Here is a 23,175-nt window from a genome sequence, read left to right on the forward strand (position 1 = left end):
GTCATGGGCCGAGGACCGCCTCGATGTAGGGGGAACGTTGCAGGAGTTCGGCCGCCGTGCGCTCGGTGAGGGCCGTGAAGGGATCGCCCAGCACCGTGTAGGCCAGCGACAACAGGACCAGAGCGAAGGTCGCCCACGTCATGCTGCGGGGCAGCCGGTCGGTCGTCGTGGTGATCGCCCGCCCGGACAACGTCGCGGTGACCGCCTGCCCCGCGGGTGCCGGCCGTCGGGCGGAGCCCTCCGCCGCCCCGGCATCGTCCCCCGAGCCGCTGCCGGCGCCGGCGCCGGAGTCCGAGTCGGTGTCGCCGTGGTCCTCGTCCGGGTCGGTCTCCTCCAACACCGTCCCCCCGGCGGGCCGGCCCGGCGGAGCCGCCCGCCAGAACGCGAGGTTCCACACCTTCGCCATCACGTACAGGGTCAACAAGCTCGTCAACGACGCCGCGGCGACCAGGAGGTACGGCAGCACCCCGCCGTCCGCGACCCCCGCGCGCAGCAGTTGCAGCTTCCCGATGAACCCGGACATCGGCGGAATGCCCGCCAGGTTCAGCGCGGGCACCAGGAACAGCACCGCGAGCGCAGGCGCGGCCCGCGTCAGCCCGCCGACCCGGGTCAGCTCGGTGGTGCCCGTACGGCGCTCGATCAACCCCGCCACCAGGAACAGCGCCGTCTGCACGGTGATGTGGTGGACGACGTACACGATCGCCCCGCCGAGCCCGGCGCGGGTGCCCACCCCGATGCCGAAGATCATGTAGCCGATGTGGCTGATCAGGACGAAGGACAGGACCCGCTTGAGGTCGGTCTGCGCCACCGCGCCGAGGACCCCGATGATCAGAGAGGCGAGCGCCGCCCACATCAGCAGGTCGGCGAGTTGGTTGCCGGGGAACAGCAGCGTCTCCACGCGCAGGACGCAGTACACCCCGACCTTGGTGAGGAGACCGGCGAACACCGCGGTGACCGGCGCCGGCGTCGTCGGGTACGAGTCGGGCAGCCACGCCGCGAGCGGGAAGACGGCGGCCTTCACCGCGAACACCGTCAGGAGGGTGGCCTCCAGCAGGGTGCGCACCCCGATGGGGAGTTCGGCGAGGCGCTCGGCGAGTTGGCCGAGGCTGACGGTCCCCGCCGCGGCGTAGGTGAGGGCGACCGCGGTGAAGAACACCATCGAAGACACCAGGGACACCAGGACGTACGTCGCACCCGCCCGCAGACGCGCGGCGGTGCCCCCCAGCGTGAGCAGCACGAAGCTCGCCACGAGCATGATCTCGAAGCCGACGTAGAGGTTGACGAGGTCGCCCGCGAGGAAGGTGCAGGACACTCCGGCCACGAGGACCATGTAGGCGGGATGGTAGATGGCGAGGGGGGACTGTTCCTCCCGGTCGGCCATGCCCTGACCGATGGAGTACACCAGGACGCACAAGGTGACTGCCGCCGACACCGTCAGCATGAGCGCCGAGAGCCGGTCCGCGACGAGGGTGATGCCCACGGGCGGCGCGAAGTCCCCGAGGTGCAGGGCGAGGGGCCCGTTGCGGTCCGCTTCGACGAGCATGGCCAGCGAGAGCGCGAGCACGGTGCTCAGGACGAGGACGCCGACCCCGCGTTGGGCCCGGGGGAAACGGGTGCCGAGGGCCAGTTCGAAGCCCGCGGCCAGCAGCGGGAGGAGCACGGGCAGCGGTACGAGCGCGTTCACCGGGCGGCCCCCTCGGGCGTCTCGCGGTCGCTCGGGTCCTCGCCGAGGATGTCGTTCCACAGGTCGCCCGACGCGTCTCGGGCCCGTGCTTGGAGCGCCCGGTCCTCGCGGAGCACCCCCCGAAGCCGTCGTCGTTCCGTACGGTAGGCGTCCCGGTCGCCTTCGGGCCCGCGCCCCCGCGGCCCGTGCTGCTCGCGCAGCGCGGAGCGCTGCTCCTGCACCTCGGCGCGGAGCGCGATCCGACGGTCTTCGATGTCGTCCATGACCTCGTCGGTTCCGTTCACCCGTTGGCTGCGGTAGGCGATCGCCAGGAGGAACGCCGTGGTGGCCAGGGTGATCACGATGGCGGTCAGCGCGATGGCCTGCGGCAGCGGGTCGCTGACCCGCGCCGGATCGATCCTCGGATAGAGCAGCGGTGCCGACCCCGCGGGCCCGCTGGCCGCCAGGAGGAGCACGTTGATGCCATTGCTCAAGATCACCGCGCCGACGAGGATCCGGGTGAGGGCGCGCATCAGCAGCAGGACGCCGCCGACCGCGCACAACAGGGCTCCCGTCACCAACAGGGTGAGGCTGACGCTCACCGGCCGGACTCCTTCGCCTTCTCGTGGGCTTCCCGCTCGATCTGCCGGTCGATGCGCCCGCCGAGCGCCCGCACGGTGTCCAGGACCACCCCGAGGACGAGGAGGTAGACGCCGGTGTCGAAGAAGACGGGCGTGCCGACGTGGATGTCGCCGAAGAGGGGGAGACGGGTCTCGTAGGTCAGGGGGTGGAGTACGGCGCCTTCGGCGAGTCCGAGGGCGGCGGTGGACGCCGACAGCAGCAGTCCGAGTCCGGTCAGCAGCCCGGGGTGGCCCGGCGCCGCGTCGGCCAGCTCGTGTCGTCCACCGGCCAGGTAACGCGCCATCATCGCGAGGCCCGCGACCAGCCCGGCGACGAATCCGCCGCCGGGCAGGTTCTCCGCGCACAGCAGCAGGTACACGGAGAGCACCAGGATCGGGTGGAACACCAGCCGCGCCACCACTTCGAAGACCACGGAGCGGTACTCGGGCGCGAGGGTCCGTCCGGCGGCGAGCCAGGTCCGCTCGGGTGCGGTGTCGTCGGCCACCGCTCCGCTGACCTCGAAGTGCGAGCCGTACGACCACGCGGTGGGGCTGCCTGCCGCCGTGGGCTCGACCGGCTCCACCCGCTCGGGCTGCTCTGTTGTTCCGGTGCGCCGGTGCACGTAGATCAGGCTGGTGACGCCGACCGCTGCGACGGCGAGGACCGCCGACTCCCCGAGGGTGTCCCAGGCCCGGAACTCGACCAGCGTGGTCGCCACGACCTCCTTCACCCCGTGGTCGGCGGTGGCCGTCACGAGTGCGCCGCCCGTGGGTTTGGCGATCCGGGCCGCGGCCACGACCCAGAGTGTCGTCGCGACCACGGCGGAGGCGATCAGAGCGAGCGGAACGCGCATGAAGAGCCTGCGACGGCTGATGGTCTCCTGGAAGTAGACCGGCATCCTGCGCAGCACGAGAACGAACACCAGCAGGGCCACCGTCTCGACGCAGAACTGGGTGAGGGCCAGATCGGGCGCGCCGTGCACGACGAACAGCAAAGCGGTGCCGTACCCGGTGAGCCCGGCCAAAACCACGACCTTCATCCGCCGTCGCACCGGCAGACACAGCAGGGCCGCGGCGCAGGTCAGCAAGGCGATGGCACCCTGTGCGCCGGAGTCCCACAGCCTCGGTGCCACGGCCCCGGCCCACGGCTCGTCCACCAGCAGCACGGCGAGCTGGCCACCGAGGAGCACGCTCAGCACGGTCGCCAAGTACACGGACACGGAACCCCGTTGGAAGAACCCTGTCACCTGGAGCGAGATCCGCTCCAGCCCCAGCAGCCCCAACCCGAACACCCGGTCCGCGGTGGGCCAGGCGATCCGACGGGACAGCCGCACCACGGGATCGCGCAGCAGGAACAGCACGACGCCCCCCGCCCACGCCGCGGCGGACAGCAGCAGGGCCGTACCCAGCCCGTGCCACAGCGACAGCGAGTACGGATGCGCCGGCGCCGGGAACGCGGACGCGTACGCCCCCAGCAGCCCGTTCCACCACGACACCCCCGGCCCGAAGACCACGCACGCCACGGCGAGCAGAGCCGGCGGCCCGAGGAACGCCGGGCTCACCCGATGGGCCGGCGTGTCGTCGAGCCCGGGCTTGCGCGCGAACGCACCCCACAGGAAACGCAGGGTGTAGGCACAGGTGAGAGCCGATCCGACGGTGGTGACGGCCAGCACCCAACGGTCGACGGTGTTCCCGTGGAGCAGGGCTTCGAAGGCCGCTTCCTTGGCGGCGAATCCCAGCAGCGGCGGCAGTGCCGCCATCGACGCCCCGGCGACCACCGCGGTCGCGGCCACCCATGGCAGCGCCCGCCCCACCCCCGACAACTGCCGCAGGTTGCGGGTGCCGGTGGCGTGGTCGACGATGCCGGTGACGAGGAACAGCGGGGCCTTGAACAGCGCGTGCGCCAGGATCAGCACCGCGGCGGCCAACGCGGCGTCCCGGTTGCCGATCCCGGCCAGCACGGTGAGGAAGCCGAGCTGGCTGACCGTGCCGTACGCCAGGACCAGCTTGAGGTCGCCCAGCCGTAGCGCCCGCCAGCCGCCCAGCAGCATCGTCGCGGAACCGAGCACCAGCAGCACCGGCCGCCACAGGGGGACGTCCGCGAACCCGGGCGCCAACCGGGCCACCAGATACACCCCCGCCTTCACCATCGCCGCGGCGTGCAGATAGGCGCTGACGGGGGTCGGCGCGGCCATCGCATTGGGCAGCCACACGCTGAACGGCCAGATCGCGGACTTCGACAGCGCTCCCAAGAGCACCAGCGCGATCGCCGCGGACACCGTCCCGGAGGCCGCGGGAGGGTCGGCGAGGAGCTCCGAGATCCGGTAGGTGCCCGCTTCCTGGCCGAGCATCAGGAAGCCGACGAGCATCGCCAGCCCGCCCAGCGTCGTCACCGTCAGCGCCTGGAGCGCGGAACGACGGTTCTGCTTGCGCTCGCTGTCGTACCCGATCAACAGGTAGGAGAAGACGGTCGTCAGCTCCCAGAACACGTACAGGACGACCAGGTCGTCGGCGAGCACCAACCCGAGCATGGCGCCTGCGAACGCCAGCAGATTGCCCGCGAACCCCCCGAGCCGGGGCGCCCCGTCGTCGAAGTACCGCACGCAGTACAACAACACCAGCGCACCGACCCCGGCCGCCAGCACCACCATGAGCAGTGCCAATGCGTCCAACCGGAACGCGATCCACACGTCGTACGCCGGAAGCCAGGCGAGCGACCAGCTCACCGCACCGCCGGCGGCGGCCGTGCCCCACTGCGCGAGGGCCCAGCCGAGGGTGACGGCGGGCGGCAGCGCCAGGAGGACGAAGGCCCGCGTCCCCAACCGCCGCACCAGGGGAGCGGCACACGCGGCGAGCAGGAAGTGAGCGAGGATCAGCGCCGCCATGCGGCCCCAGGAACGGACGGACCGCGCACGGCGGTCCGATCAGGGCGAGGGACAGCGAGCATGGGACATAGCTATAGGCCGTACGCGCGTTTCAGGGTCCGGCACGCCGTCCCCGCTGGCGACCCGCGACGAGGTGCCTCCTTCTGGCCCAGTCGGGTACGGCCGGGGCAGGCCGCTCAACTCGGTACGAGGGCGGCCGCAAGCTCGCGCCGCTCCCGTCGCGGCAACCCGCGCGGGCCGGCGGTCAGCACCTGCCGCAGACGTGGCTGGCGCCGGCCCGGAAGCGCTGCCGGACGCGTCGACGGATCGCCAGCCCGTCTCCTCACCCGCGCCCAACAGCACGGCACCGCCTGCTCCGACCTGACGGCCGCCGACCTGATCCAACTCGTCGCCGGCATCGCGCTGTCCACGACCCACGACGAGAGCGCCGCGGAAGGGAACCAGCCGCTCTGCCTGAACGTTGATCCGGTGGGGCCAGGGAGGGAGAACTTTGCCGAGTTTGAGCTTCCCGCCGACGCGGGCGGTCGGACGGGGTTCGGCCTGGTACCGAGGGGACTGCCATGTCCACTCCGTTCACTCGGACGGAGAGCTCAGCCCCGCGGAGCTGGCCGTTCGGGCGCGCGCCGCCGGGCTCGACTTCATCGCGACCACGGAGCACAACTCGGCCGCACTTCCCGGCGCATGGGGGCATCTGGCCTCCGATGACTTCTTGATCGTCCTCGGTGAGGAAGTGACGACGAAAACGGGGCACTGGCTGGCGCTCGGCCTTGCCCCCGGCCAGGTCGTCGACGGAAACCATCAGGTCCGGGACGGGCTGATCGACCAGTGCCTGGATCAGGTCCATCGAGGAGGGGGCCTGTGCGTGGTCGCGCATCCGCATGCGCCGTACCCTTCGGGCGACTTCATGTTCCCCTTCCAGGGCTTCGACGTGGTGGAGGTGTGGAACGGGCTATGGACCTCGGACCGGCCTTGGAACGCTGACAACGAGGCCGCTTTGGCGGAGTGGGGCCGAAGTCTCGCAGCCGACATCCAGACGGGTTCGTGGCGGCCGGCCATGGGCAACAGCGACACGCACCTGGAGGGGCAGACGGGCACCCCTCACACCGTGGTCTTCGCCGAGGAGCTGAGCACGGAGGCGATCCTGGCGGGAATCGGTTCAGGTCGCAGCTGGATCGCCGAGACGGCGTACGTGGACGTGTCCTTCACCGCCCGTACCGCTGGTCGCGTCGCCGGGGTGGGGGAGCGGCTCACCACTCAGGGTGGTCAGGTCGACGTGCGGGCGGTCATCCATGGCGTGCCGATGGGGACCGTCACCTTCCACACCGATCGGGGAAAGATCCACCGTGCGTCCCTCCCCGGTGCCGGACCGGGTGCGGTGCAGTGGGGGACCACTGCGGAGGACTCGATGTTCGTCCGCATCGAGGTCCGCCACCCCAACGGAGACGTCGCCGCACTCTCCAACCCGATCATCCTGACCTGAGGTCTGGTCGAGTTTCTTCGGCCCATCACTGCACCGTAGCCCCGTGACCACCGACTCGGCGACCGTGGTGGAGATCGCGCCGTACAAAGCGGAAGGCGGTGCTTGAAGCCCGGGCCGCGACGTGTGTGTGGACGGTGAGAAGGGGCCGAGGCCGGCGCCCCCGGGATGTCACCGAAGCAGACACTCGCGCCCCGAACGACGACCGGCTGTTACGGGTGTTCGAAACCCAAGTGCATCAGTTCGGGTGGGTCTGGGATCATGCCCGGATGGTCCACCGCTTCGAACCCCTGATCGTTCGGCACACTCACCGTCTCCCCTCCGTCCCCGGCCCGAGCGGGCAGGGGGACGTCGTTGCACGGCAGTTCGACACGGCGCTGATGTCCGTGGGGTTCAAGCTCGCGGCGGACCTGTTGCGGCACCTGTCGGCGCTGCCCGCGGGAACGGTCGCCGATACTGCCGCACGGACGCTGGAAACCGTCCGCGCGATGGTCGGGGACCACGTGCAGCACAACGCGTACTTCATCGACTTCCCGGCCAACGTCCCGGACACGTACGCGTTCTGGCACCAGTGCGTCGCCCAGGCGCTCGCCGACGACACCTCGCGTGAAGGCACCCTCGACCAGCTCCGCAGCGGCACGCTGGACCTGCTCACCCTGCCCTCGTACGGGTCGTACCAGCACACGTACGCGGCGATGCTCGCGGTGCACGACGAGCTGATAGCCGCGGCTGGCGACCGCGTGACGGTTCTGCACCTGGGCGGTGCGCCGGACGTGGAGATCGGCGCGCTGTACCTGGCCCTGGCGGGAAGTGCGACGCCGCTGGGCGACGAGGACCTGCTCGACCTGGCAGCGCTCGCAGGGCACTGCGTGGCCGGCCCGCAGCCCGAGGCGATCCCGGTGCGGGAGAACCGCGCCGTCATCAACCGCGCCCGGCTGGAGACCGGAGCGGACGTCCTCGTCGACACCGTGACGGACGTGCTGCGTCTCGCCTGCGCACTGTCGGACGGCGACGTGACGCTCACTGAACCGACCCGGTTCCGGTCGCCCGCACGCCGGGTCCGCCGCACCCTGCTGGCGGCCCTTGACGCCGTCGTCGCGCAATCCCCGGCCAAGCTCGCCGACGTGACGACCCACCGGGAGGCCTTCAAGCGGCTCGGCGAACGTCTGCACGCGCACGAGTACCAGGCGCGCTGGCCGCACGCCGCCGACGTGTTCGCGGTCGCCCGGGGCGAACGCGAGGCCCGGTCCCTCGACAGCCAGGTCGAGAAGGCGCTCTCCACCGGCGACGTCACCGCAGCCGTACGGCTCCTCACGACCTCGCCGGGCAAGCTGTTCCGCTCCCTGGACCGGCTCCTGCGCGCCAGCACCACCCAGCAGGAACGCGAGGCGGTGATCGCGGCGGCCGAACAGCTGGCCCCGCAGGTCGCCGGCCGGGTCCTGCTGTCCGTGCGGGAGCACCTCGACAACCGCGCCGACGAACGCGAGAGCGTCGGCAGGCGCCGGGTGTTCGTCAACCGCCTCGGACGCGCCTGGGTCACCGACGACACCCGCGCCCCGATGCCCGCGGCTGAACGCGCGCGCATGCTCACCGCCTTGGACACCGAACTGAGCCGCCGCCTGCCGGACCCCGGACACCTGCTGATCGACCCGGACGTCCTGGACGTCGCGCTCCCCCTGAGCGGCAAGGCGACGAAGGCCGGCCTCGGCGTGCTGCCCCGCGGCTCGCTGTCCCCCGTCGACGGCGAACTGCTGCGGTTCTTCGTGTACTGGAAGCAGACCAGCCGCTCCACCGACTACGACCTGTCGGCGCTGATGCTGGACGCCGAATTCCAGACCGTCGCGTGGCTGTCGTACACCGCCCTCACCGAACTCGAAGGCGAACACTCCGGCGACATCACCGACGCCCCGGACGGTGCCTCGGAGTTCATCAACCTCCGACTGGGCGCCGCACGCGGCCCCTTCGTCGTCCCGCAGGTCAACATCTACTCGGGCGAAGGCTTCGAGGAGACCGAGGAGTCGTTCTTCGGCTTCATGCTGCGCGACGCCGAACAACAGGGCCGCCCCTTCGAGGCACGTACGGTCCGCTTGAAGTCCGAGCTGCGCGGCCCCGGCCGCGTCGCACTGCCCCTGGCGTTCGTACGCGGTCACGACGGCGGCTGGCACGCCAAGTGGCTGCACCTGCACCTCAAGGGCAACCCCAACTCCAACCGGGTCGAAGGGAACCGCGTTTCGGTGGCGACACTGGTACGCGCCATGGTCGAGCGCCAGCAGCTCACCGTCCGCTACCTCACCGACCTGATGGCCGACCGTGCGACGGCGACCACACTGTGGGACGGCACGACGCTGCCCGAGGGCCCGGTCACGTACATCGGGCTGGAACGCCCGGACGGACTGCACCCGGACTCACGGATCATCACGCCGAAAAACCTGCGCGACGTGATCCCCGCCTGACTGTTACCGTTGACCCCGGCGAGGCCATGAAGGGACTTCCTTCTCAAACTCACTCTGAATCTAGTTCCTTCGCTTTCCTCGCCCTCGACATCGCGCCGGGTGCCCCCAGGGCACCCGGCGTTGTCGTCTGCCCGGCCCGAGGCGGCCGGGCATGAACAGACCACCGCAGATGGGGCTCATCCCCGGGCGCTATGCGGCCACTTCTTCACGGCTGCCGCAGCCGATAGCGATGGGCCGGGGGATGGTCGACCTGAAGGTGCGGACGCCACAGGGTGAGGCACTGCGCGCTGGGCACGAACAGGCCGTCCGGCAAGGCGTCCAGGGGCCACCAGCGCCAGTCGCCCACGGGTTCGCCGGGCTGGTCGCAGGCGTCGCCGGCCCAGGCGGTGACGACGGCGACGACGGTGAGCCGCAGGACGTCGGCCACGGAGTCCAGCAGAACGCCCTCCAGGCGCACGTCGGCCTCCCGAGCGGTGAGTCCGGTCTCCTCGGCGAGTTCGCGGACGGCGGTCCGGGGCAGCGACTCGCCCGGTTCGACCGAACCGCCGGGCAACTCGTGCGTACCGCGGCGGTGGCGGCCCAGCAGCACCCGGCCGTCTCGGTGGACGACGATGCCGACGCCGACCGCCGCGTGCGGCACCGGTGGACGGTTCGCCCGTGGCCGGCTGGTCACCCGACGCGGCTGCTGCTGCGCCGTGGTGGTGCCGGCACTGGTGACGTCCACCGTACGGGCCCGGTGCAGCTCGATCGCCTCCCGGGTGCCGTGGGCCAGCCGTAGGTCGGGCAGCTTCGCGTGGTCGAACCAGCGAAGGAGGACCCCCTCGGTCAGGGGCAGCGCGGCGGCGTCGCCGTCCCAGTGCCCGAGGAAGACCTGGATGCGCCGGGCGGGGGAGTCCACCACCGTGAAGGGGCGGAGGTCTTCGATGGACAGGCCGGCTTCCTCCTTCAACTCGCGGACGATCGCCTCCTGGAGGCTTTCGCCGTCCTCGGGCGCCCCGCCCAGGAAGGCGAAGGTGAAGGGCTCGGCGATGGGCCGGTCGTCGCGCAGGTGCAGCAGGTACTGGCCGGCGTGGTTGACGATGAGGGCTGCCGTGCCGGTCGGAGGTGTGGTCATCTTGCGGCTCCGTCGTGTCTCGGTCGAACGACGGTCAATCTGCCGCACCGCGGCGGCGGCCCGCACCTCGGACGCTGCGATCACGCCGCCGGCGCCGCCCTCGGACGACGCCGGACAGCTGGCGGCCGTACAGGCCGCCCGTGGCCGGGGCCTCGGCCGGCGCTCGGACCCACACCGGTCGAAGCCCGGGCCCGCCCGGTCTCAGGGAGTGCAGACGACGCCCTTGCACTGGGCGGCCTGACCGTTGCCGCTCGCCCGGTTGCCGCCGGCGTCGACGTTGCCCGGGTCGACGGAGACGCCCCAGCCCTTGTTGGTGCGGGCGGTGTTCCCCTGGAGGGTGTGCACGGACTTGGAGACGATGATGCCGTCGCCGTTGTTGGCGTTGGCGGTGTTGCCCACCAGCGCGTTGCCGGACGCGGCCGGCGCGTCCCCGACGACGTAGATGCCCCGTGAGCCGTTGCGGTCGGCCTGGTTGAACTCCACGTCGTTGTTGATCGACTGCGCCAGGCTGATCCCGTCGCCGGTGGTGTCGCTCGCGATGTTGGAGCGGATGAGGTTGTTGTTGGAGAACCTGAGCTCGACGCCGCCGGTGTTCCGGCTGACGTCGTTGCCGGTCACCGTGGTGCTGTGGGCCGACTGCAGGACGATGCCGCTGTCACCGCTGCCCCGGAGGTCGTTGGAGAGGAGACGGTTGCCGGTCGAGTCGGAGACGGTCAGCCCGGCATCGGCGTTCTGGGTGGACGTGTTCCCCTGGACGAGGTTGTTGTTCGAACCGAGCTGCAGACGGATCGCGGCATCACTGCTGCCGCCGACGCTGTTGGTCAGCAGGCTGTTCCCGCTGGAGCCGGTCAGAACGAGGCCGGCGTCTCCGCTGCCGGTGATCCGGTTGCCCTCCAGACGGTTGTCGGGGGAGTTCTCGACGAAGACGCTCACGCCCCGGTTGGAGGTGAGCGTGTTGTTGACGATCACGGCGTTTCTCGTGCCACCGGTTAACGTCACCCCTCTTTGGGCTTGTCGCTCGATCAGGTTGTTGCGCACCTGGGTGTTGGTGTCGGCGCCGTTGACTTCGACGCCGGAGAACTCGTTGCCCTGGAGGGCGAGCTTTTCGACGACGGCGCCCGACGTGCCGGGGTTGAGCCGTACTCCGTAGTCGAATTCCTGCACCCGGCCCTGCGTGGTGGCGCCGTTGGTGAGGGTGACGGCGTCGAAACCGTCGTTGCGGATGCCGACGCCCAAGCCGATGCCGTCGAGGGTGTGCCCGTTGAGGTCGACGGTGATGCCGTGGCTCCCGATGACCAGACCGTCACCGGGGCAGTTCAGCAGACTGGCTTGGAGGACGACGCTGGTCGTGACGGTCTGACCGCAGGAGAGCGGCGCGGCGTGCGCCGGCGCGGCCGGCAGCGTCACACCGAACAGTGCGGTGGCTCCCACCGTCGCGAACCACCCTGACGACAGGGTCTTGAAATGGCGGATCATGCCGTGGCTCCTTTGCCGTGGCTCGTGCGGCCAGCCCCGCGGGCCGGGGTACGGGCCCCAAGGGCTGGGCCGAGGCGGACCGCCCGCCTCCCGCACAGCGTCGAGCGAAAGCAATAGGACGGCCACGCGTCGGCGGGGAATGACCAAAGGCGGGTGAAGATTGACTGAATCATTGGGAATCCTGTATAGGGCAGCGGCCCGGCATCGACGGCCGCCGCGACACACCCGGGGTTCCTTCGGCACCCACCCAACGGGTCTCGGAAGGCACGGCCCACACCACGCGGCGCCGACGCCGGACGGCCCACCCGTGACCTGCGGGGACGTGCCCGGGCCCGTGCCGGGGCACCCGCGGGCAAGACGTAGAATCACCGGCTGTGGCGGATACCCAGTACGAAGACCTCTTGCAATTGGTGCTCACGTCCGGAACGGCCAAAGCCGACCGGACGGGCACCGGCACCCGAAGCGTCTTCGGGCACCAACTGCGCTACGACCTCGCGCAGGGGTTCCCACTGATCACCACCAAGAAGGTGCATCTCAAATCCATCGTCTACGAGCTGCTGTGGTTCCTGCGCGGCGACTCGAACGTCCGCTGGCTACAGGAGCACGGCGTCACCATCTGGGACGAGTGGGCGGACGAGAACGGCGACCTCGGCCCGGTGTACGGCGCGCAGTGGCGCTCCTGGCCCGCCCCCGACGGCAGGCACATCGACCAGATCGAAGAGGTCCTCGCCACCCTGCGTCGGGACCCGGACTCCCGCCGGATGATCGTCTCCGCCTGGAACGTCGCCGAGCTGTCCCGGATGGCCCTCGCGCCGTGCCACGCCTTCTTCCAGTTCCACGTCGCCGACGGCAAGCTCTCCTGCCAGCTGTACCAGCGCAGTGCGGACCTGTTCCTCGGCGTCCCGTTCAACATCGCCAGCTACGCCCTGCTCACGCACATGGTGGCGCAGCAGGTCGGACTCGAACCGGGCGACTTCATCTGGACCGGCGGCGACTGCCACATCTACGACAACCACGTCGAGCAGGTCACCGAGCAGCTCGCGCGCACCCCGTTCGACTTCCCCGCGCTGCGACTGCGCCAGGCCGACTCGCTCTACGCGTACGACTACTCCGACGTGGAAGTCCTCGGCTACCGGCACCACCCGGCCATCAAGGCTCCGGTCGCGGTATGAACGTCGGGCTGATCTGGGCGCAGACCCCTGACGGGGTGATCGGCGCGGACCAAACCATCCCGTGGCGACTGCCGGAGGACATGGCGCACTTCAAGGCCGTCACCCTCGGGCACCCGGTGGTGATGGGACGCAGGACGTGGGATTCGCTGCCCCCGCGCTTCCGTCCGCTGCCGGGCCGACGCAACATCGTCGTGACCCGCGACCCGCAGTGGGCGTCCGACGGCGCGGAGCGTGCCGGCTCCCTGACCGAGGCACTGGAGCTTGCGGCCCGGCCATCTGAGCCGGCCGACGCTGCCGTGTGGGTGATCGGCGGCGGGGAGATCTATCGTGCGGCCCTGGACTACGCGACGACGATCTCGGTGACCGAAGTCGACACGGCGGTGAACGGCGGCGACACCTACGCCCCGACGCTGGACCCGACGTGGCAGGTCGCGGAGGACGGCGGATGGCGGGTCTCCACGTCCGGGCTGCGCTACCGCATCCGTAGGTTCGCCCGCTGACGGCCGCGTCGGGGCCTGGGCCAGGCTGCTCGACCTCGTGGACATCGCCCCGCTGGGTCCAGGCGCCGCGAGGTGCACCTAGGAACAGGCCACCCTGGTTCGCCCCGCTCGCGACCGGCAGGCTCTGTCCCGTCCGGGAACGAGCCTCCGAAGGGTGAAGAATGTCCGACACGAAACGACAGGCCGACGTCCGAGAAGTCGCTGCGTTGCAGCGCGACTGGATCTTCGAGTGGGACAAGAAGGAGGGCTCCGCACCGCGCGAGTTCCGCACCGTCTTCGACCGGTTCTACGACTTCGACGCCGACGTCGTCCTCTTCGACGAGGCCGATCCGCAGCGCCGCACCTTCCGCTCCGTCGACGCGTACGGACAAGCGTTCTGGCCGACGTTCATGACCATGCGGTCAGCGGCGCACGCGATCCCCGAAGGTCCTGACGTACTGGTCTCCGGCGACCTCGCCGCCGGACGGATGGTCTTCCTCGCGATCCTCACGGCGGCCGACGGCACCGTCACCTGCCTGAAGTGCCGCAATTCACTGGTGTGGCGGCGCACCACCGACCGCGACTGGCACATCGTCCGCGATCAGACCGTCGTCGAACCCCTTCCCCGTGAGGAAGCCCTCCGGCACTTCGACTGAGCGCCGACGGCTGCCCCGCAGATGGAGAGGACGCCGCCCAGCACAAGCAAGGTGGGGGCGGAGAACGGTAGGTCCCGCCAGAGGTCCGGTGCCACGGGTGAGAGCTCGGGCCCGGTCACACGGCATCCACTGCACGGCACGGTTGGGGCCCGGCCCTGTTTACGGCTTGCGGCCGATCGCTCCCCAGCCGGCCCGCTCCGTGGCGGTGCCGGTGGCGGAGTCCGGTCGCCAGTTCGGCCACGACACCAGCCCCGGCTCGATCAGGTCGAGCCCGTCGAAGAAACGGGCGATCTGCTCCGGCGGGCGGAGGACGTAGGGGATGGCGCCGGTCGCGTTGTACGCGTCCTGGGCCGCGGTGTGCTCGGGCCCGTCCGTCGTGCAGTGGCTGAGGGCCAGGTGACTGCCGGAGGGCAGGCGGCGCATGAGCCGGTCGATCAGCCCGAGCGCCTCGTCGAAGTCGACGATGTGTCCGAGGACGTCGCAACAGACCAGGGCGACGGGCTGCGACAGGTCGAGCGTCACGGCCGCGCCCGCGAGGACCTTCTCCGTGTCCTGCATGTCGGACTCGACGTAGTGGGTGGCTCCTTCCGGCGTGCTCGTGAGGAGGGCGTCGACATGGCGGATGACGATGGGGTCGTGGTCGACGTAGACGATGCGGGCGTCCGGCGCGATGCGCTGGGCCACCTCGTGGGTGTTGTCGACGGTCGGCAGCCCGGCTCCCAGGTCGAGGAATTGGCGCATTCCCGCCTCTCCCGCGAGATAGGCGATCATGCGGCGCAGGAAGTGCCGTGACTCCTGCGCGAAGGCGCGGGACGGAGGGAAGGTCCGCTCGTAGGCTTCGCCGGCTATCTGGTCGGCGGCGTAGTTGTCCTTCCCGCCGAGCCAGTAGTTCCAGACACGGGCGGAGTGGGCGACTGACGTGTCGATGCGTCGCCGCGGAGTGTTGTCCGTCACGAGTGCTCCGAGAGGAGAGGGAGCGGGGCTCCCGGGCCAGGGGGCGTACGGGTACGCGCCAGGGAGCAACAGCATGCGGCAGGCGTCGCGATGACGGTGCCGTTCCGGACACCAGAGGGCCGGGCTCCGTGCGTAGCGCCGTGAAGGGCATGCTGCCGAGCACGGGGTGCGCCGCTCCTTCTCGGCCCCGCTCGGGCGGGAGCGGCGGCGGGGCGTCCGCCGTCAGGACCCGGCGCGCACCCATGCCCCCCGTCAGGCGTTCACCTGCTCCGTGAGCTTGCCCTTGCGCAGGTGGAGTACGCGGTCGGACTGGCCGGCCAGATGCTGGGAGTGGGTGACGACGACCACGCACTTGTCCTGCTCGTGAGCGAGTTCGCGGAAGGTGTCGATGATGCCCTGGGCGGTGTCCTCGTCGAGGTTTCCGGTGGGCTCGTCGGCGAAGAGGACGTCGACGTCGCAGGCGAGGGCGCGAGCGATCGCGACACGCTGCTGCTGGCCGCCGGAGAGCTGGAGCACGTTGCGGGTGGCCATGGCCTTGTCGAGGCCGATCTTCTCCAGCAGGTGCAGTGCGCGCGCCTTGCGGCTTCCGGTTGCGGGTGTGACGCCGGTGATCTCCATGGCGCAGGTGACGTTTTGGAGGGCGGTCATGTAGGTGAGGAGGTTGTACTGCTGGAAGATCGTGGCGGCGTGCTGGTTGCGGTAGCGGCCGAGACCCAGCTTCGTGAGGTCCTGTCCGTCGAAGCTGACCGTGCCCTTGGTGGGGGTGTCGAGGCCGCTGGCGAGGCTGAGCAGCGTGGTCTTGCCGCTTCCCGAAGGGCCGAGGATGGTGTAGAACGTGCCGCGCTCGAAGGCGTAGTTGATGTCCTTGAGGACCGTGGTCCTGCGGCGCTGACCGGAGTAGGTGTGGCTGACGTCCGCGAGGCGCAGGACGGGCGGGGCGGTGGCTGCGGCGCTGGTCATGACGGGTCACGTGCCTTTCGTGAGGATGGTGCGGGGGCTGAGGCGCAGCACGGCGCTGGCCGGGACGGCGGTGGCGAGCAGGCCGATGCCGAGACCCACCCCGGCCACCGCGGCGAGGCCGGCGGGGGAGAGGGACACGGTGATCTCGTCGATGGGGTCGGCGTTGGCCACGGGCTCGTCGTTCCAGTCGATGCCTTCACCGAGGCCGGTGCTGCCGGGGGCCGGGGGCTTCCAGGAGTCGATCTTCCGCTCGGCGGCGGTGGCCTCCCTTCCCAGCAGCGACTGGCCGGCGCTCTGCGTCAAGGCCGGCGCGAACAGCGAACTCAGGCCGATGGCCACGGCCGCCACGAGGACGATCTCCAGGGCCTGCTGGGCGATGAGCTTGCTCTTCTTCTCGCCCATGGCCAACAGGACGCCGTACTCCGTGCGGCGCTGCTTGACGGCGAGGTTGACCAGGAGGGCCAGGACGGCCGCGCCGGCCAGGCCCATCAGCCACATGGCGACGGTCGCGGTGGAACGGATGCTCTTGAGCGGGCCGGTCATCTGCCGGATCGCCTTGTCGTTGGCGTCCAGCTTGAAGCCGGCGAGCGCCGCGCCCGCGATCCGCTTCGCCTCGTCCTTGAACGCGCCCTGGACGTCGGCGTCGTGGAGGAGGAAGGTCGCTTCGCCGACCTGTAGCGGTGCCTTCTCGCCGGCGCTGAGTGCGGACAGGCCGCCCACCGTTCCGTACAGCATGTTGGCCGGGCTGATGCCGTACTCGGGATCGGGTTCGGCGGTGGGGCGCGGGTCGCGATAGACGCCGGCCACGGTGAACTCGGCGGTGGACTTCTCGTCGTTGCCGGTCAGGGTGATCTTGTCGCCGGTCGTGAGGCGGTTCTTCTTGGCCAGCCGTTCCTCGACCAGGAGTCGCCTCGTGCCCTTGTCGGCGGCGGTGAGGTGCTTGCCGGAGAGGAGGGCGAAGGTGCCGTTGCGGAAGTCGGACAGCAGGGAGGTGTCGAGGACGCCCCTGCCCACGGTGCCGCCGGGGCCCATGGGATCGGGTGGCCCGCCGTCGACGAGCTGTGAGGTGCCCTTGAGGATGGCGCGGTCCCACATCGCATAGGTGTACTTCTGCACCTGGGGCAGTGACCCGATGCTGTCGACGGTCGCGGCGTCGATGCGCGGTGCCTGGAGCTGTCCTCCACCGCCGACCGCGTCCATGTCGATGCCGAGATTGACCTCAACGCCGACGGACCGCTTGGCGTCCTGCTCGGCTTGGGCTGTCGCGTCGTCGATGAGGATGCCGGCCAGCACCATCACGGAAATGGCGAGGAAGGTGGCGAGGGTGATCAGGGTGCGGCCCCTACGGGCCCACAGGCTGAGCCCTGCGCGTTTGACGAAGTTCATGGAGTGCGGCCTTCTCGGGTCCGTGCCGGTGGATGGCTGTCGGTGTGTGCGGGCTGGTCATTCGGTGTCGGTGAGGATGGACCGGGGATGCAGGCGGAGGATTCCGACGCCCGGGATGACGGTGGAGACCAGGGAGATCCCGAGCCCGGTGCCGGCGACCTTGCCGACGGCGGCGAGTTCGACCTCGACGGTGGCCGGTTCGACCTTCACGGCATGCGGCGCGTCGCCGGCTGCCACGGGCTCGTCGCCTTGGCCACCGAGGAACGCTTCACCCGCGGGCTGTCCGGCGAGGTGGCCGCCGAGGGCGGCGAGCGCGACGGCGGGCAGTGCCACGACCGCCACTTCCACGGCGTGTTGGGCGATGAGCCTCCACTTCTTCTCGCCCAGCGCGAGCAGCACTCCGAGTTCGGCGCGCCGCTCGCGGATCTGGAGCGTCACGATGAGGCCGAGGATCAGCGCACCGGCCAGTGCGACCACCCAGACGACCAGCCCGGCGAAGGCACCCACCTGCTGGATCGGACGGACCTGGTCCTTGTACGCCTTGTCGTTGACGCGGAAGTCGAAGCCACCGGCGCCGAGCAGCCGCTCGGCCTCGGCGTGGAGCTGCTCGGCCCGTTCCGGTGAGCCGATCCGGTACACCGCCTCAACGACCGTCGGGTTACCGGTGGCGCCGAGTTGCTGCGCGGTGCCCACCGGCACGTACAGCGCGTTGCCGGGCAGTTCCTGCGGCGGTGCCCACTCCGAAGGATCCCGTGTCGGGTCCTGGAAGACGCCGACGACCGTCAGGGACGCCGTGCGTCTGCCGTCCGCCGACCGCACCTGGAGGGTGTCACCGACCGTGAGGCGGTTCGCGTCGGCCAGGCGTTGCTCGACCATCACGACGTCGGCGTCCGCGTCCTTCGGGGTGATACCGCGGCCCGCCGTGATCTTCGTCGAGCCGTACGAGAAGGGCAGCAGCATGCCCGAGTCACGGACACCGGTCACCGCCAGCGGTTCCGGTGCGTGGTCCTTCCCTCCGGCCTTCGTGCTGCCCGGCTTCGGCGCGTCGGACGTCAGCGGCACGACGTTACGGGCCCCGGCACGCACCGCAAGCTCCGTGTTGTAGCGGTTCACCGACTCGAAGGCGCCGAGCCGGTCGGCGAGGACAGGGGTGAAACCCTTCTGCTTGACCGTGACGTCGACACCGATGGACCGTTGCGCGTCCGCTTCCTGGCGAGCGGCGGCGGTCTGGAGCAGGAAGCCGCCGAGGAGCAGCGTGCAGATGACGACGAAGATCGCCAGCAGGGCGGCGGTCTTGGACTTCCTGGCACGAAGACTCGTTCCCGCGCGCTTGACGAAGTTCATGCCGACGACAGAAGCAGCCCGCTGTTTGCAGCGGGATAAGCGCGTTACAGCGGCATAAGGACCTGCCCGGCCCCAGCCTCACCTGGTTTTCAGGAGCCGTCCCGGCACTACGGCAGCAGACCGGCCGCCGCCGTTCGTAGCGGGACCTCGCACTTATCCGGCTGCAATGGTGACCTTGGTTTCATGGGGGCATGAGAGTTCTGGTCGCCGAGGACCACCCCGTTCTCGCCCGCACCGTCGCCACCGGCCTGCGCCGCCAGGCGATGGCCGTCGACATCGCCGCCACCGGCGGCCAGGCCGAGCAGATGTGCCTGCTCACCGCCTACGACGTGGTGATCCTCGACCGCGACCTGCCGGTCATGAGCGGCGACGAGGTCTGCAGACGGCTGAGCGAACTCACCGACCCACCCCGGATCCTGATGCTCACCGCGGCCGGCGAACTCACGGACAAGGTCTACGGCCTCACCGCGCTCGGCGCGGACGACTACCTGACCAAACCCTTCGACTTCACCGAACTCGTCGCCCGGGTGCGAGCTCTGAGCCGCCGCGCGCCCAAGCCGCCGTCCGCCACGCTCAGCTTCGGAAACATCACGCTGGACGAGACACGGCACGAAGCGTCGGTGGCCGGCCGGCCGCTGGAGCTGACCCCGAAGGAGTTCGCCGTCCTGCACCTCCTTCTCGCCGCCGGTGGCGTACCGGTACCGCACGACGTACTCGTCCGCACCGTCTGGGACGAACACCTCGACGCGCGCACCAGCGCGGTCCGCGCCACCGTCAGTCGACTGCGCGGCAAACTCGGCGACTCCTGCCTGATCGCCGCCGACCGGGGAGAGGGATACCGACTGTGCGAATGACTCCGCGGGCGCTCCTGAGCCGGCTGCCCTTCCGCGCCCGCCTGGCCGCGGCCATCGCCGGACTCTTCCTGCTCACCGGCATCGCACTCCTCGCCTTCGTCGTGATCCTCGCGCGCTACGGAACGGCCCAGCAAGCGGATGGCATATCGGTCACGTACGGCGATGCGTCGACCACCCGTGCGCCCACCTTCGAACCGGTACGCCCCACCCGGCCGGACCGCACCTCCCCGGCGGTCGACGACGTCGCCATGATCGAGAAGATCGAAAAGACCGTGCAAGCCGTCCAGGACACCGCGCTCCGCCAGATGGTGCTCTGGTCCGGCGTCGGGCTCCTCGTGATGGCGCAGGTGGCGGGGTTGATCGGCTGGTGGCTCGCGGGACGGGCCCTGCGCCCCGTCGCGTCCATGACCGAAGCCGCCCGCCGCATCAGCGAACAGAACCTGCACCAACGCCTGTCGCTCACCGGCTCCGACGACGAACTCCACCGCCTCGCCGACACCTTCGACAGCATGCTCGACCGGCTGGAGCGAGCCTTCGAGAGCCAACGCCGCTTCGTCGCCAACGCCTCCCACGAACTCAAAACCCCCCTCGCCGCCCAACGCACCACCCTCCAGGTCGGCCTCGCCGACCCCCTCCCCGCAAGCCTCGTCGACGTCCGCGAGGACCTCCTCACCACCAACCACGAAGCCGAACAGCTCATCAACGCGCTCCTGCTCCTCGCCCGCAGCGACCGCGGCCTGGACGAGCCCGAGAACGTGGACCTCACCGCCGTCGCCCGACTCGTGACGGCCGAGCTCTTCTCGCAGGCATCCGCCCACGGCGTGCACGTCGATCTGAGCGCTGACACCCCGCTGGTCGTCCGCGGCGATGCCGTCCTGCTCCGCCACCTGCTGACGAACGTGATCCGCAACGCGATCCAGTACAACCGCCCCGGCGGTGACGTCCGCGTACAACTCGACATCACTACCGTGACGGTGACCAACACCGGCTCACGCGTCCCCGCCGAACGGATCCCCGACCTGTTCGAGCCCTTCCGCCGCCTCGACGCCGACCGCACCGCCACCACAGGCCACGGCCTGGGGCTGTCCATCGCCGCCTCCATCGCCGAGGCGCACCACGCCGCCCTGACGGCGCAACCGGGCCCCGAGGGCGGCCTCGCCGTCACCCTGTGCTTCCCGTGAACGCGCCCCGGGCGGCGCTACGTCCGTGGGTCAGTTCGTTCCGTCTGTGGCTTCGGAGTCGTCGTCGCGCGGGGAGGCGGGCCACTGGCGGTTGCTCTCGTCGTGCCAGAGCGGCCGGCGGTCGACGGTCAGGCCGAGGACTTCCGGTCGTGCGTAGTGGCCGCGGGAGTCGACCCAGACCTTCACGGTGTTGAGGTCGTCGAGGTCGATCTCGGCGGTGACGAGCCGTTCTTCGGGGCCGGTGTGCGGGCCGGCGAGGTACGGGGTGAAGGGATGGATCACCGCTGACCAGCCGCCGCCCGCGGTGATGTGCTTCTGAGGACCGAGGGTGGACTCCATCCAGTGCAGACAGGTCTGGTCGACCGGGTTGCCCGCCGAGACCACGAACGTCTGGGCGGTGAGTGCGTGTGCCTTCATCATCGCGTCGATCTGTACGTCGGCGACGGCCTCGAAGCCGGCCATGGTGGACAGCCCGGGCCAGGCCGCCGCGTGGATCTGCTGCCCCTGGGCGATCAGGGCCTGCCGGGCCAGGTTCATGGTGTGCTCCCAGCAGGCCAGTCCGCCGACCCGGCCGAGCGCGCTGTCGAACACCAGGAGCGTGGCCCCGCCGCCCTGAGCCCACACGATCCGTTCCGCGTAGGTGGGCTGGAGCTTGCGGTGCACGCCGAGCAGGGACCCGTCGGGGTCGATGAAGACCTGACTGTTGAAGCAGGTACGGGTCCCCTCAAGGCGTTCGCTGACGCCGAGGACCACTCCGGCGCCCGCCCGTCGGCAGGCTGCCTGGATCCGCGCGATCTCGGGCCCCGGCACCTCGACGGACGCCCCGGCGTAGGCGGCGTTGGCGGCCTGCTGGTCCAGCGGGGCGTACGCCTCGATCCAGTACGGGTAGCCGGGCACGAAGGTCTCCGGGAACACCAGCAGGTCCACCCCCTCCCGACCGCCCTGCTCGATGAGGGCGACGGCCTTGTCGACCGTCGCGTCGGTGTCCATGAACACCGGTGCGGCGTGGACCGCCGCGACCGTTCGTTTCCCCGTGGCGGGAGAGGGCATGGGATCCTCCTTGGGAACGGCGCCTACCGGCGGTCCCGATGGGCGAACTCGCGGGCGGAAGGCGGATGAACAACAGCGTCCGCGCCCGGTGGAACGGCCGCAATACGCCTCGCCGTGCTGCTCGCAGGCGTTCCGGTAGCGACCGCACCGCGGAGACGCGCCGACGCCGGAGCCGTCGGCCAGGGGCCGGGCTCCGGCGTCGGGGTTCGGGCCGGTGGGTCAGTGTTGGCGGAGGGCGCTGCGGATCGCCCGTTCCACGTGGACCGCGTTGTTGGCGTGTCCCGCGGCGTTGGGGTGGATCATCGTGGCGCGCTTCTGGATGGGAGCGCAGTCCAGCGTCGTGCCGGGGAACGTGGCGGGCCAGTAGTCTGCGGCGTCGCCGCAGATTCCTTCGATCCACTTGGTGCCCGCGGGCTGACATACGTCGTGGCCCACGCTGGAGGAGTAGACGTCGACGTAGCGGTCGCCGGCGGACGCCGAGACCTGCTTGATCGTCTTGTTCAGCGGCTTGAGGACGCCGTCACGGAGCCAGTCGATGTCGGCGTGGGCGGTCGTGTCGAATTCGGTGAGGGACCCACGGTCGCAGTCACTGGCCCTGGCCGGCATGATGGCCCCATAGCCGATGGTGATCACCTTGGCGTTGGGCGCGGCCTTGTGCACCTCGGCCAGCATCTCGGTGTATTCGGCCTTGACCCGGGCGAGCCTCTCCCGGATGTTCTCCACCCCCGCGGGCGGGTTGGTGAAGTACTCGCTGCAGGACTTGCCGATCGCGCCCAGTTCGAGGCACTTGGGGAAGATGTCACCGAAGGGCACGCTGTTGCCGCCGATGGCGACGGTGACGATGTCGGTCCCGGCATTGAGCCCGGCCCGCTTGATCTGCGTGTCCACCGCGGGCCAGCCGCCAACAGGGGTCTCGACCGGGCTGATCGGCGTCTGCTTGACCTTGGCGATGTTCGCGATGACGGCGCTGCTGCAGCCGACGTTGGTCAGGCGGACTTTCTTGCCCGGAGGGGACTGGTTGAGCCCTCGTTCGACCAGGCTGGGGTAGGAGCCGCTGGTCCGGGCACAGCCGTCCTGCGACGGATCCCCCAGCGGGGGCTGTGGGTCGCCGACGAAGACGCCGGCGGTGAACGAGTCGCCGAGCGCGGCCCACTCGTACTGGTCGGCCGCACCGGCGGAGCCGGAAGGTAAGAGCGTGGCCGCGGCGAGCGCGAGCCCGACAGTCAGGGCTCGCATGCGCGGGCGGGAGACGGAGTGTCGCATGGATCCTCCAGAATCAGTGGAAGACGTCCGGACGGCCGGATTACGACGCCCGGGCCGGAATGCACCTCAGCCGAGATCATCTGCGCCGTTACCCCGTCCCGTCCGGTGAAACGGTTTACCGTCACTCGATCGGGCTAATTGGTCGAATATTCGAGTCAACTCCCCGCATTGCCTGCTATATTCACGCG

The 23,175-nt window shown here is 70.3% G+C and carries 18 protein-coding genes and 1 pseudogene; 8 read left to right on the top strand and 11 right to left on the bottom strand.

What is annotated here, in order from left to right:
* Position 1 precedes the first annotated feature (1 nt).
* From AB0E05_RS29030 to AB0E05_RS29040, 3 genes are read right to left on the bottom strand one after another with little or no spacing between them, the layout of a single operon-like run.
* Positions 2-1,684, bottom strand: coding sequence for a Na+/H+ antiporter subunit D (locus tag AB0E05_RS29030; protein ID WP_361968798.1), 1,683 nt, complete (start codon positions 1,682-1,684; stop codon positions 2-4).
* Positions 1,681-2,265 carry a Na(+)/H(+) antiporter subunit C gene (locus AB0E05_RS29035; protein ID WP_361968800.1) on the bottom strand — a complete coding sequence of 195 codons (585 nt, stop codon included), beginning with the start codon at positions 2,263-2,265 and terminating at the stop codon, positions 1,681-1,683. The genes AB0E05_RS29030 and AB0E05_RS29035 overlap by 4 nt, the downstream gene beginning before the upstream one ends.
* On the bottom strand, positions 2,262-5,168 hold the full coding sequence (locus AB0E05_RS29040) for a Na+/H+ antiporter subunit A (RefSeq protein WP_361968802.1): 2,907 nt from the start codon (positions 5,166-5,168) through the stop codon (positions 2,262-2,264). Before AB0E05_RS29040 ends, AB0E05_RS29035 begins: the two co-directional genes overlap by 4 nt.
* Before the next feature lie 306 nt (positions 5,169-5,474).
* Here AB0E05_RS29040 and AB0E05_RS29045 point away from each other — a divergent pair.
* From AB0E05_RS29045 to AB0E05_RS29055, 3 genes and pseudogenes are all read left to right on the top strand, one after another.
* Positions 5,475-5,588, top strand: a pseudogene (locus AB0E05_RS29045) (TetR/AcrR family transcriptional regulator); the annotation flags it as partial.
* Positions 5,589-5,667: 79 nt separating this feature from the next.
* Positions 5,668-6,648 (top strand): CehA/McbA family metallohydrolase, encoded by a 981-nt coding sequence (locus tag AB0E05_RS29050; RefSeq protein WP_361968804.1) that lies wholly within the window; start codon positions 5,668-5,670, stop codon positions 6,646-6,648.
* A 266-nt stretch (positions 6,649-6,914) separates the two neighbouring features.
* Positions 6,915-9,098, top strand: a complete 2,184-nt coding sequence (locus AB0E05_RS29055; RefSeq protein ID WP_361968806.1) for a hypothetical protein — start codon at positions 6,915-6,917, stop codon at positions 9,096-9,098.
* A 205-nt stretch (positions 9,099-9,303) separates the two neighbouring features.
* On the opposite strand, the gene AB0E05_RS29060 is transcribed toward AB0E05_RS29055, so the two are convergent.
* Both AB0E05_RS29060 and AB0E05_RS29065 read right to left on the bottom strand, forming a co-directional pair.
* Complete coding sequence (locus AB0E05_RS29060; protein WP_361968808.1) at positions 9,304-10,212, bottom strand: NUDIX hydrolase; 909 nt, start codon at positions 10,210-10,212, stop codon at positions 9,304-9,306.
* Positions 10,213-10,413: 201 nt separating this feature from the next.
* Entirely contained in the window at positions 10,414-11,688 is a 1,275-nt protein-coding gene (locus AB0E05_RS29065) for a right-handed parallel beta-helix repeat-containing protein (protein ID WP_361968810.1), read from the bottom strand.
* A gap of 374 nt (positions 11,689-12,062) precedes the next feature.
* Here AB0E05_RS29065 and AB0E05_RS29070 point away from each other — a divergent pair, with 374 nt between their 5' ends.
* The 3 genes from AB0E05_RS29070 (at position 12,063) to AB0E05_RS29080 (ending at position 13,995) form a co-directional block, all read left to right on the top strand.
* Complete coding sequence (locus AB0E05_RS29070) at positions 12,063-12,860, top strand: thymidylate synthase (RefSeq protein WP_361968812.1); 798 nt, start codon at positions 12,063-12,065, stop codon at positions 12,858-12,860.
* Positions 12,857-13,360 (top strand): dihydrofolate reductase, encoded by a 504-nt coding sequence (locus AB0E05_RS29075; protein WP_361968814.1) that lies wholly within the window; start codon positions 12,857-12,859, stop codon positions 13,358-13,360. The genes AB0E05_RS29070 and AB0E05_RS29075 overlap by 4 nt, the downstream gene beginning before the upstream one ends.
* 161 nt (positions 13,361-13,521) lie before the next feature.
* Complete coding sequence (locus AB0E05_RS29080) at positions 13,522-13,995, top strand: hypothetical protein (protein WP_361968816.1); 474 nt, start codon at positions 13,522-13,524, stop codon at positions 13,993-13,995.
* A 159-nt stretch (positions 13,996-14,154) separates the two neighbouring features.
* Here the strand turns inward: AB0E05_RS29080 and AB0E05_RS29085 are convergent, their stop codons facing one another.
* The 4 genes from AB0E05_RS29085 to AB0E05_RS29100 form a co-directional block, all read right to left on the bottom strand.
* Positions 14,155-14,949 (bottom strand): SAM-dependent methyltransferase, encoded by a 795-nt coding sequence (locus AB0E05_RS29085; protein ID WP_361968818.1) that lies wholly within the window; start codon positions 14,947-14,949, stop codon positions 14,155-14,157.
* A gap of 252 nt (positions 14,950-15,201) precedes the next feature.
* Positions 15,202-15,909, bottom strand: a complete 708-nt coding sequence (locus tag AB0E05_RS29090; protein ID WP_361968820.1) for an ABC transporter ATP-binding protein — start codon at positions 15,907-15,909, stop codon at positions 15,202-15,204.
* Positions 15,910-15,915: 6 nt separating this feature from the next.
* Entirely contained in the window at positions 15,916-17,295 is a 1,380-nt protein-coding gene (locus AB0E05_RS29095; RefSeq protein WP_361968822.1) for an ABC transporter permease, read from the bottom strand.
* Between the two features lie 57 nt (positions 17,296-17,352).
* Positions 17,353-18,639, bottom strand: a complete 1,287-nt coding sequence (locus AB0E05_RS29100) for an ABC transporter permease (RefSeq protein ID WP_361968824.1) — start codon at positions 18,637-18,639, stop codon at positions 17,353-17,355.
* A gap of 191 nt (positions 18,640-18,830) precedes the next feature.
* Between AB0E05_RS29100 and AB0E05_RS29105 the strand changes: the two genes are divergently transcribed.
* Together AB0E05_RS29105 and AB0E05_RS29110 are read left to right on the top strand one after the other, a co-directional pair.
* A complete protein-coding gene (locus tag AB0E05_RS29105) occupies positions 18,831-19,493 on the top strand; it encodes a response regulator transcription factor (protein WP_361968826.1) in 663 nt (220 codons plus the stop codon).
* On the top strand, positions 19,490-20,674 hold the full coding sequence (locus AB0E05_RS29110; RefSeq protein WP_361968885.1) for a HAMP domain-containing sensor histidine kinase: 1,185 nt from the start codon (positions 19,490-19,492) through the stop codon (positions 20,672-20,674). Before AB0E05_RS29105 ends, AB0E05_RS29110 begins: the two co-directional genes overlap by 4 nt.
* A 30-nt stretch (positions 20,675-20,704) precedes the next feature.
* Here the strand turns inward: AB0E05_RS29110 and AB0E05_RS29115 are convergent, their stop codons facing one another.
* Positions 20,705-21,724 (bottom strand): carbon-nitrogen hydrolase family protein, encoded by a 1,020-nt coding sequence (locus tag AB0E05_RS29115; protein WP_361968828.1) that lies wholly within the window; start codon positions 21,722-21,724, stop codon positions 20,705-20,707.
* 219 nt (positions 21,725-21,943) lie between these two features.
* Positions 21,944-22,960, bottom strand: coding sequence for an SGNH/GDSL hydrolase family protein (locus AB0E05_RS29120; protein WP_361968830.1), 1,017 nt, complete (start codon positions 22,958-22,960; stop codon positions 21,944-21,946).
* Positions 22,961-23,175: the final 215 nt, after the last annotated feature.

Source organism: Streptomyces sp. NPDC048057 (genome assembly GCF_040653095.1).
Taxonomy (GTDB): domain Bacteria; phylum Actinomycetota; class Actinomycetes; order Streptomycetales; family Streptomycetaceae; genus Streptomyces.

What these genes read in the sequence shown, in the direction of transcription:
- AB0E05_RS29090 (WP_361968820.1), bottom strand. Translation starts at nt 15,909, where the DNA reads ATGACCAGCGCCGCAGCCACCGCCCCGCCCGTCCTGCGCCTCGCGGAC.
- AB0E05_RS29115 (WP_361968828.1), bottom strand. Translation starts at nt 21,724, where the DNA reads ATGCCCTCTCCCGCCACGGGGAAACGAACGGTCGCGGCGGTCCACGCC.
- AB0E05_RS29100 (WP_361968824.1), bottom strand. Translation starts at nt 18,639, where the DNA reads ATGAACTTCGTCAAGCGCGCGGGAACGAGTCTTCGTGCCAGGAAGTCC.
- AB0E05_RS29080 (WP_361968816.1), top strand. Translation starts at nt 13,522, where the DNA reads ATGTCCGACACGAAACGACAGGCCGACGTCCGAGAAGTCGCTGCGTTG.
- AB0E05_RS29110 (WP_361968885.1), top strand. Translation starts at nt 19,490, where the DNA reads ATGACTCCGCGGGCGCTCCTGAGCCGGCTGCCCTTCCGCGCCCGCCTG.
- AB0E05_RS29095 (WP_361968822.1), bottom strand. Translation starts at nt 17,295, where the DNA reads ATGAACTTCGTCAAACGCGCAGGGCTCAGCCTGTGGGCCCGTAGGGGC.
- AB0E05_RS29120 (WP_361968830.1), bottom strand. Translation starts at nt 22,960, where the DNA reads ATGCGAGCCCTGACTGTCGGGCTCGCGCTCGCCGCGGCCACGCTCTTA.
- AB0E05_RS29105 (WP_361968826.1), top strand. Translation starts at nt 18,831, where the DNA reads ATGAGAGTTCTGGTCGCCGAGGACCACCCCGTTCTCGCCCGCACCGTC.
- AB0E05_RS29055 (WP_361968806.1), top strand. Translation starts at nt 6,915, where the DNA reads ATGGTCCACCGCTTCGAACCCCTGATCGTTCGGCACACTCACCGTCTC.
- AB0E05_RS29040 (WP_361968802.1), bottom strand. Translation starts at nt 5,168, where the DNA reads ATGGCGGCGCTGATCCTCGCTCACTTCCTGCTCGCCGCGTGTGCCGCT.
- AB0E05_RS29060 (WP_361968808.1), bottom strand. Translation starts at nt 10,212, where the DNA reads ATGACCACACCTCCGACCGGCACGGCAGCCCTCATCGTCAACCACGCC.
- AB0E05_RS29075 (WP_361968814.1), top strand. Translation starts at nt 12,857, where the DNA reads ATGAACGTCGGGCTGATCTGGGCGCAGACCCCTGACGGGGTGATCGGC.
- AB0E05_RS29065 (WP_361968810.1), bottom strand. Translation starts at nt 11,688, where the DNA reads ATGATCCGCCATTTCAAGACCCTGTCGTCAGGGTGGTTCGCGACGGTG.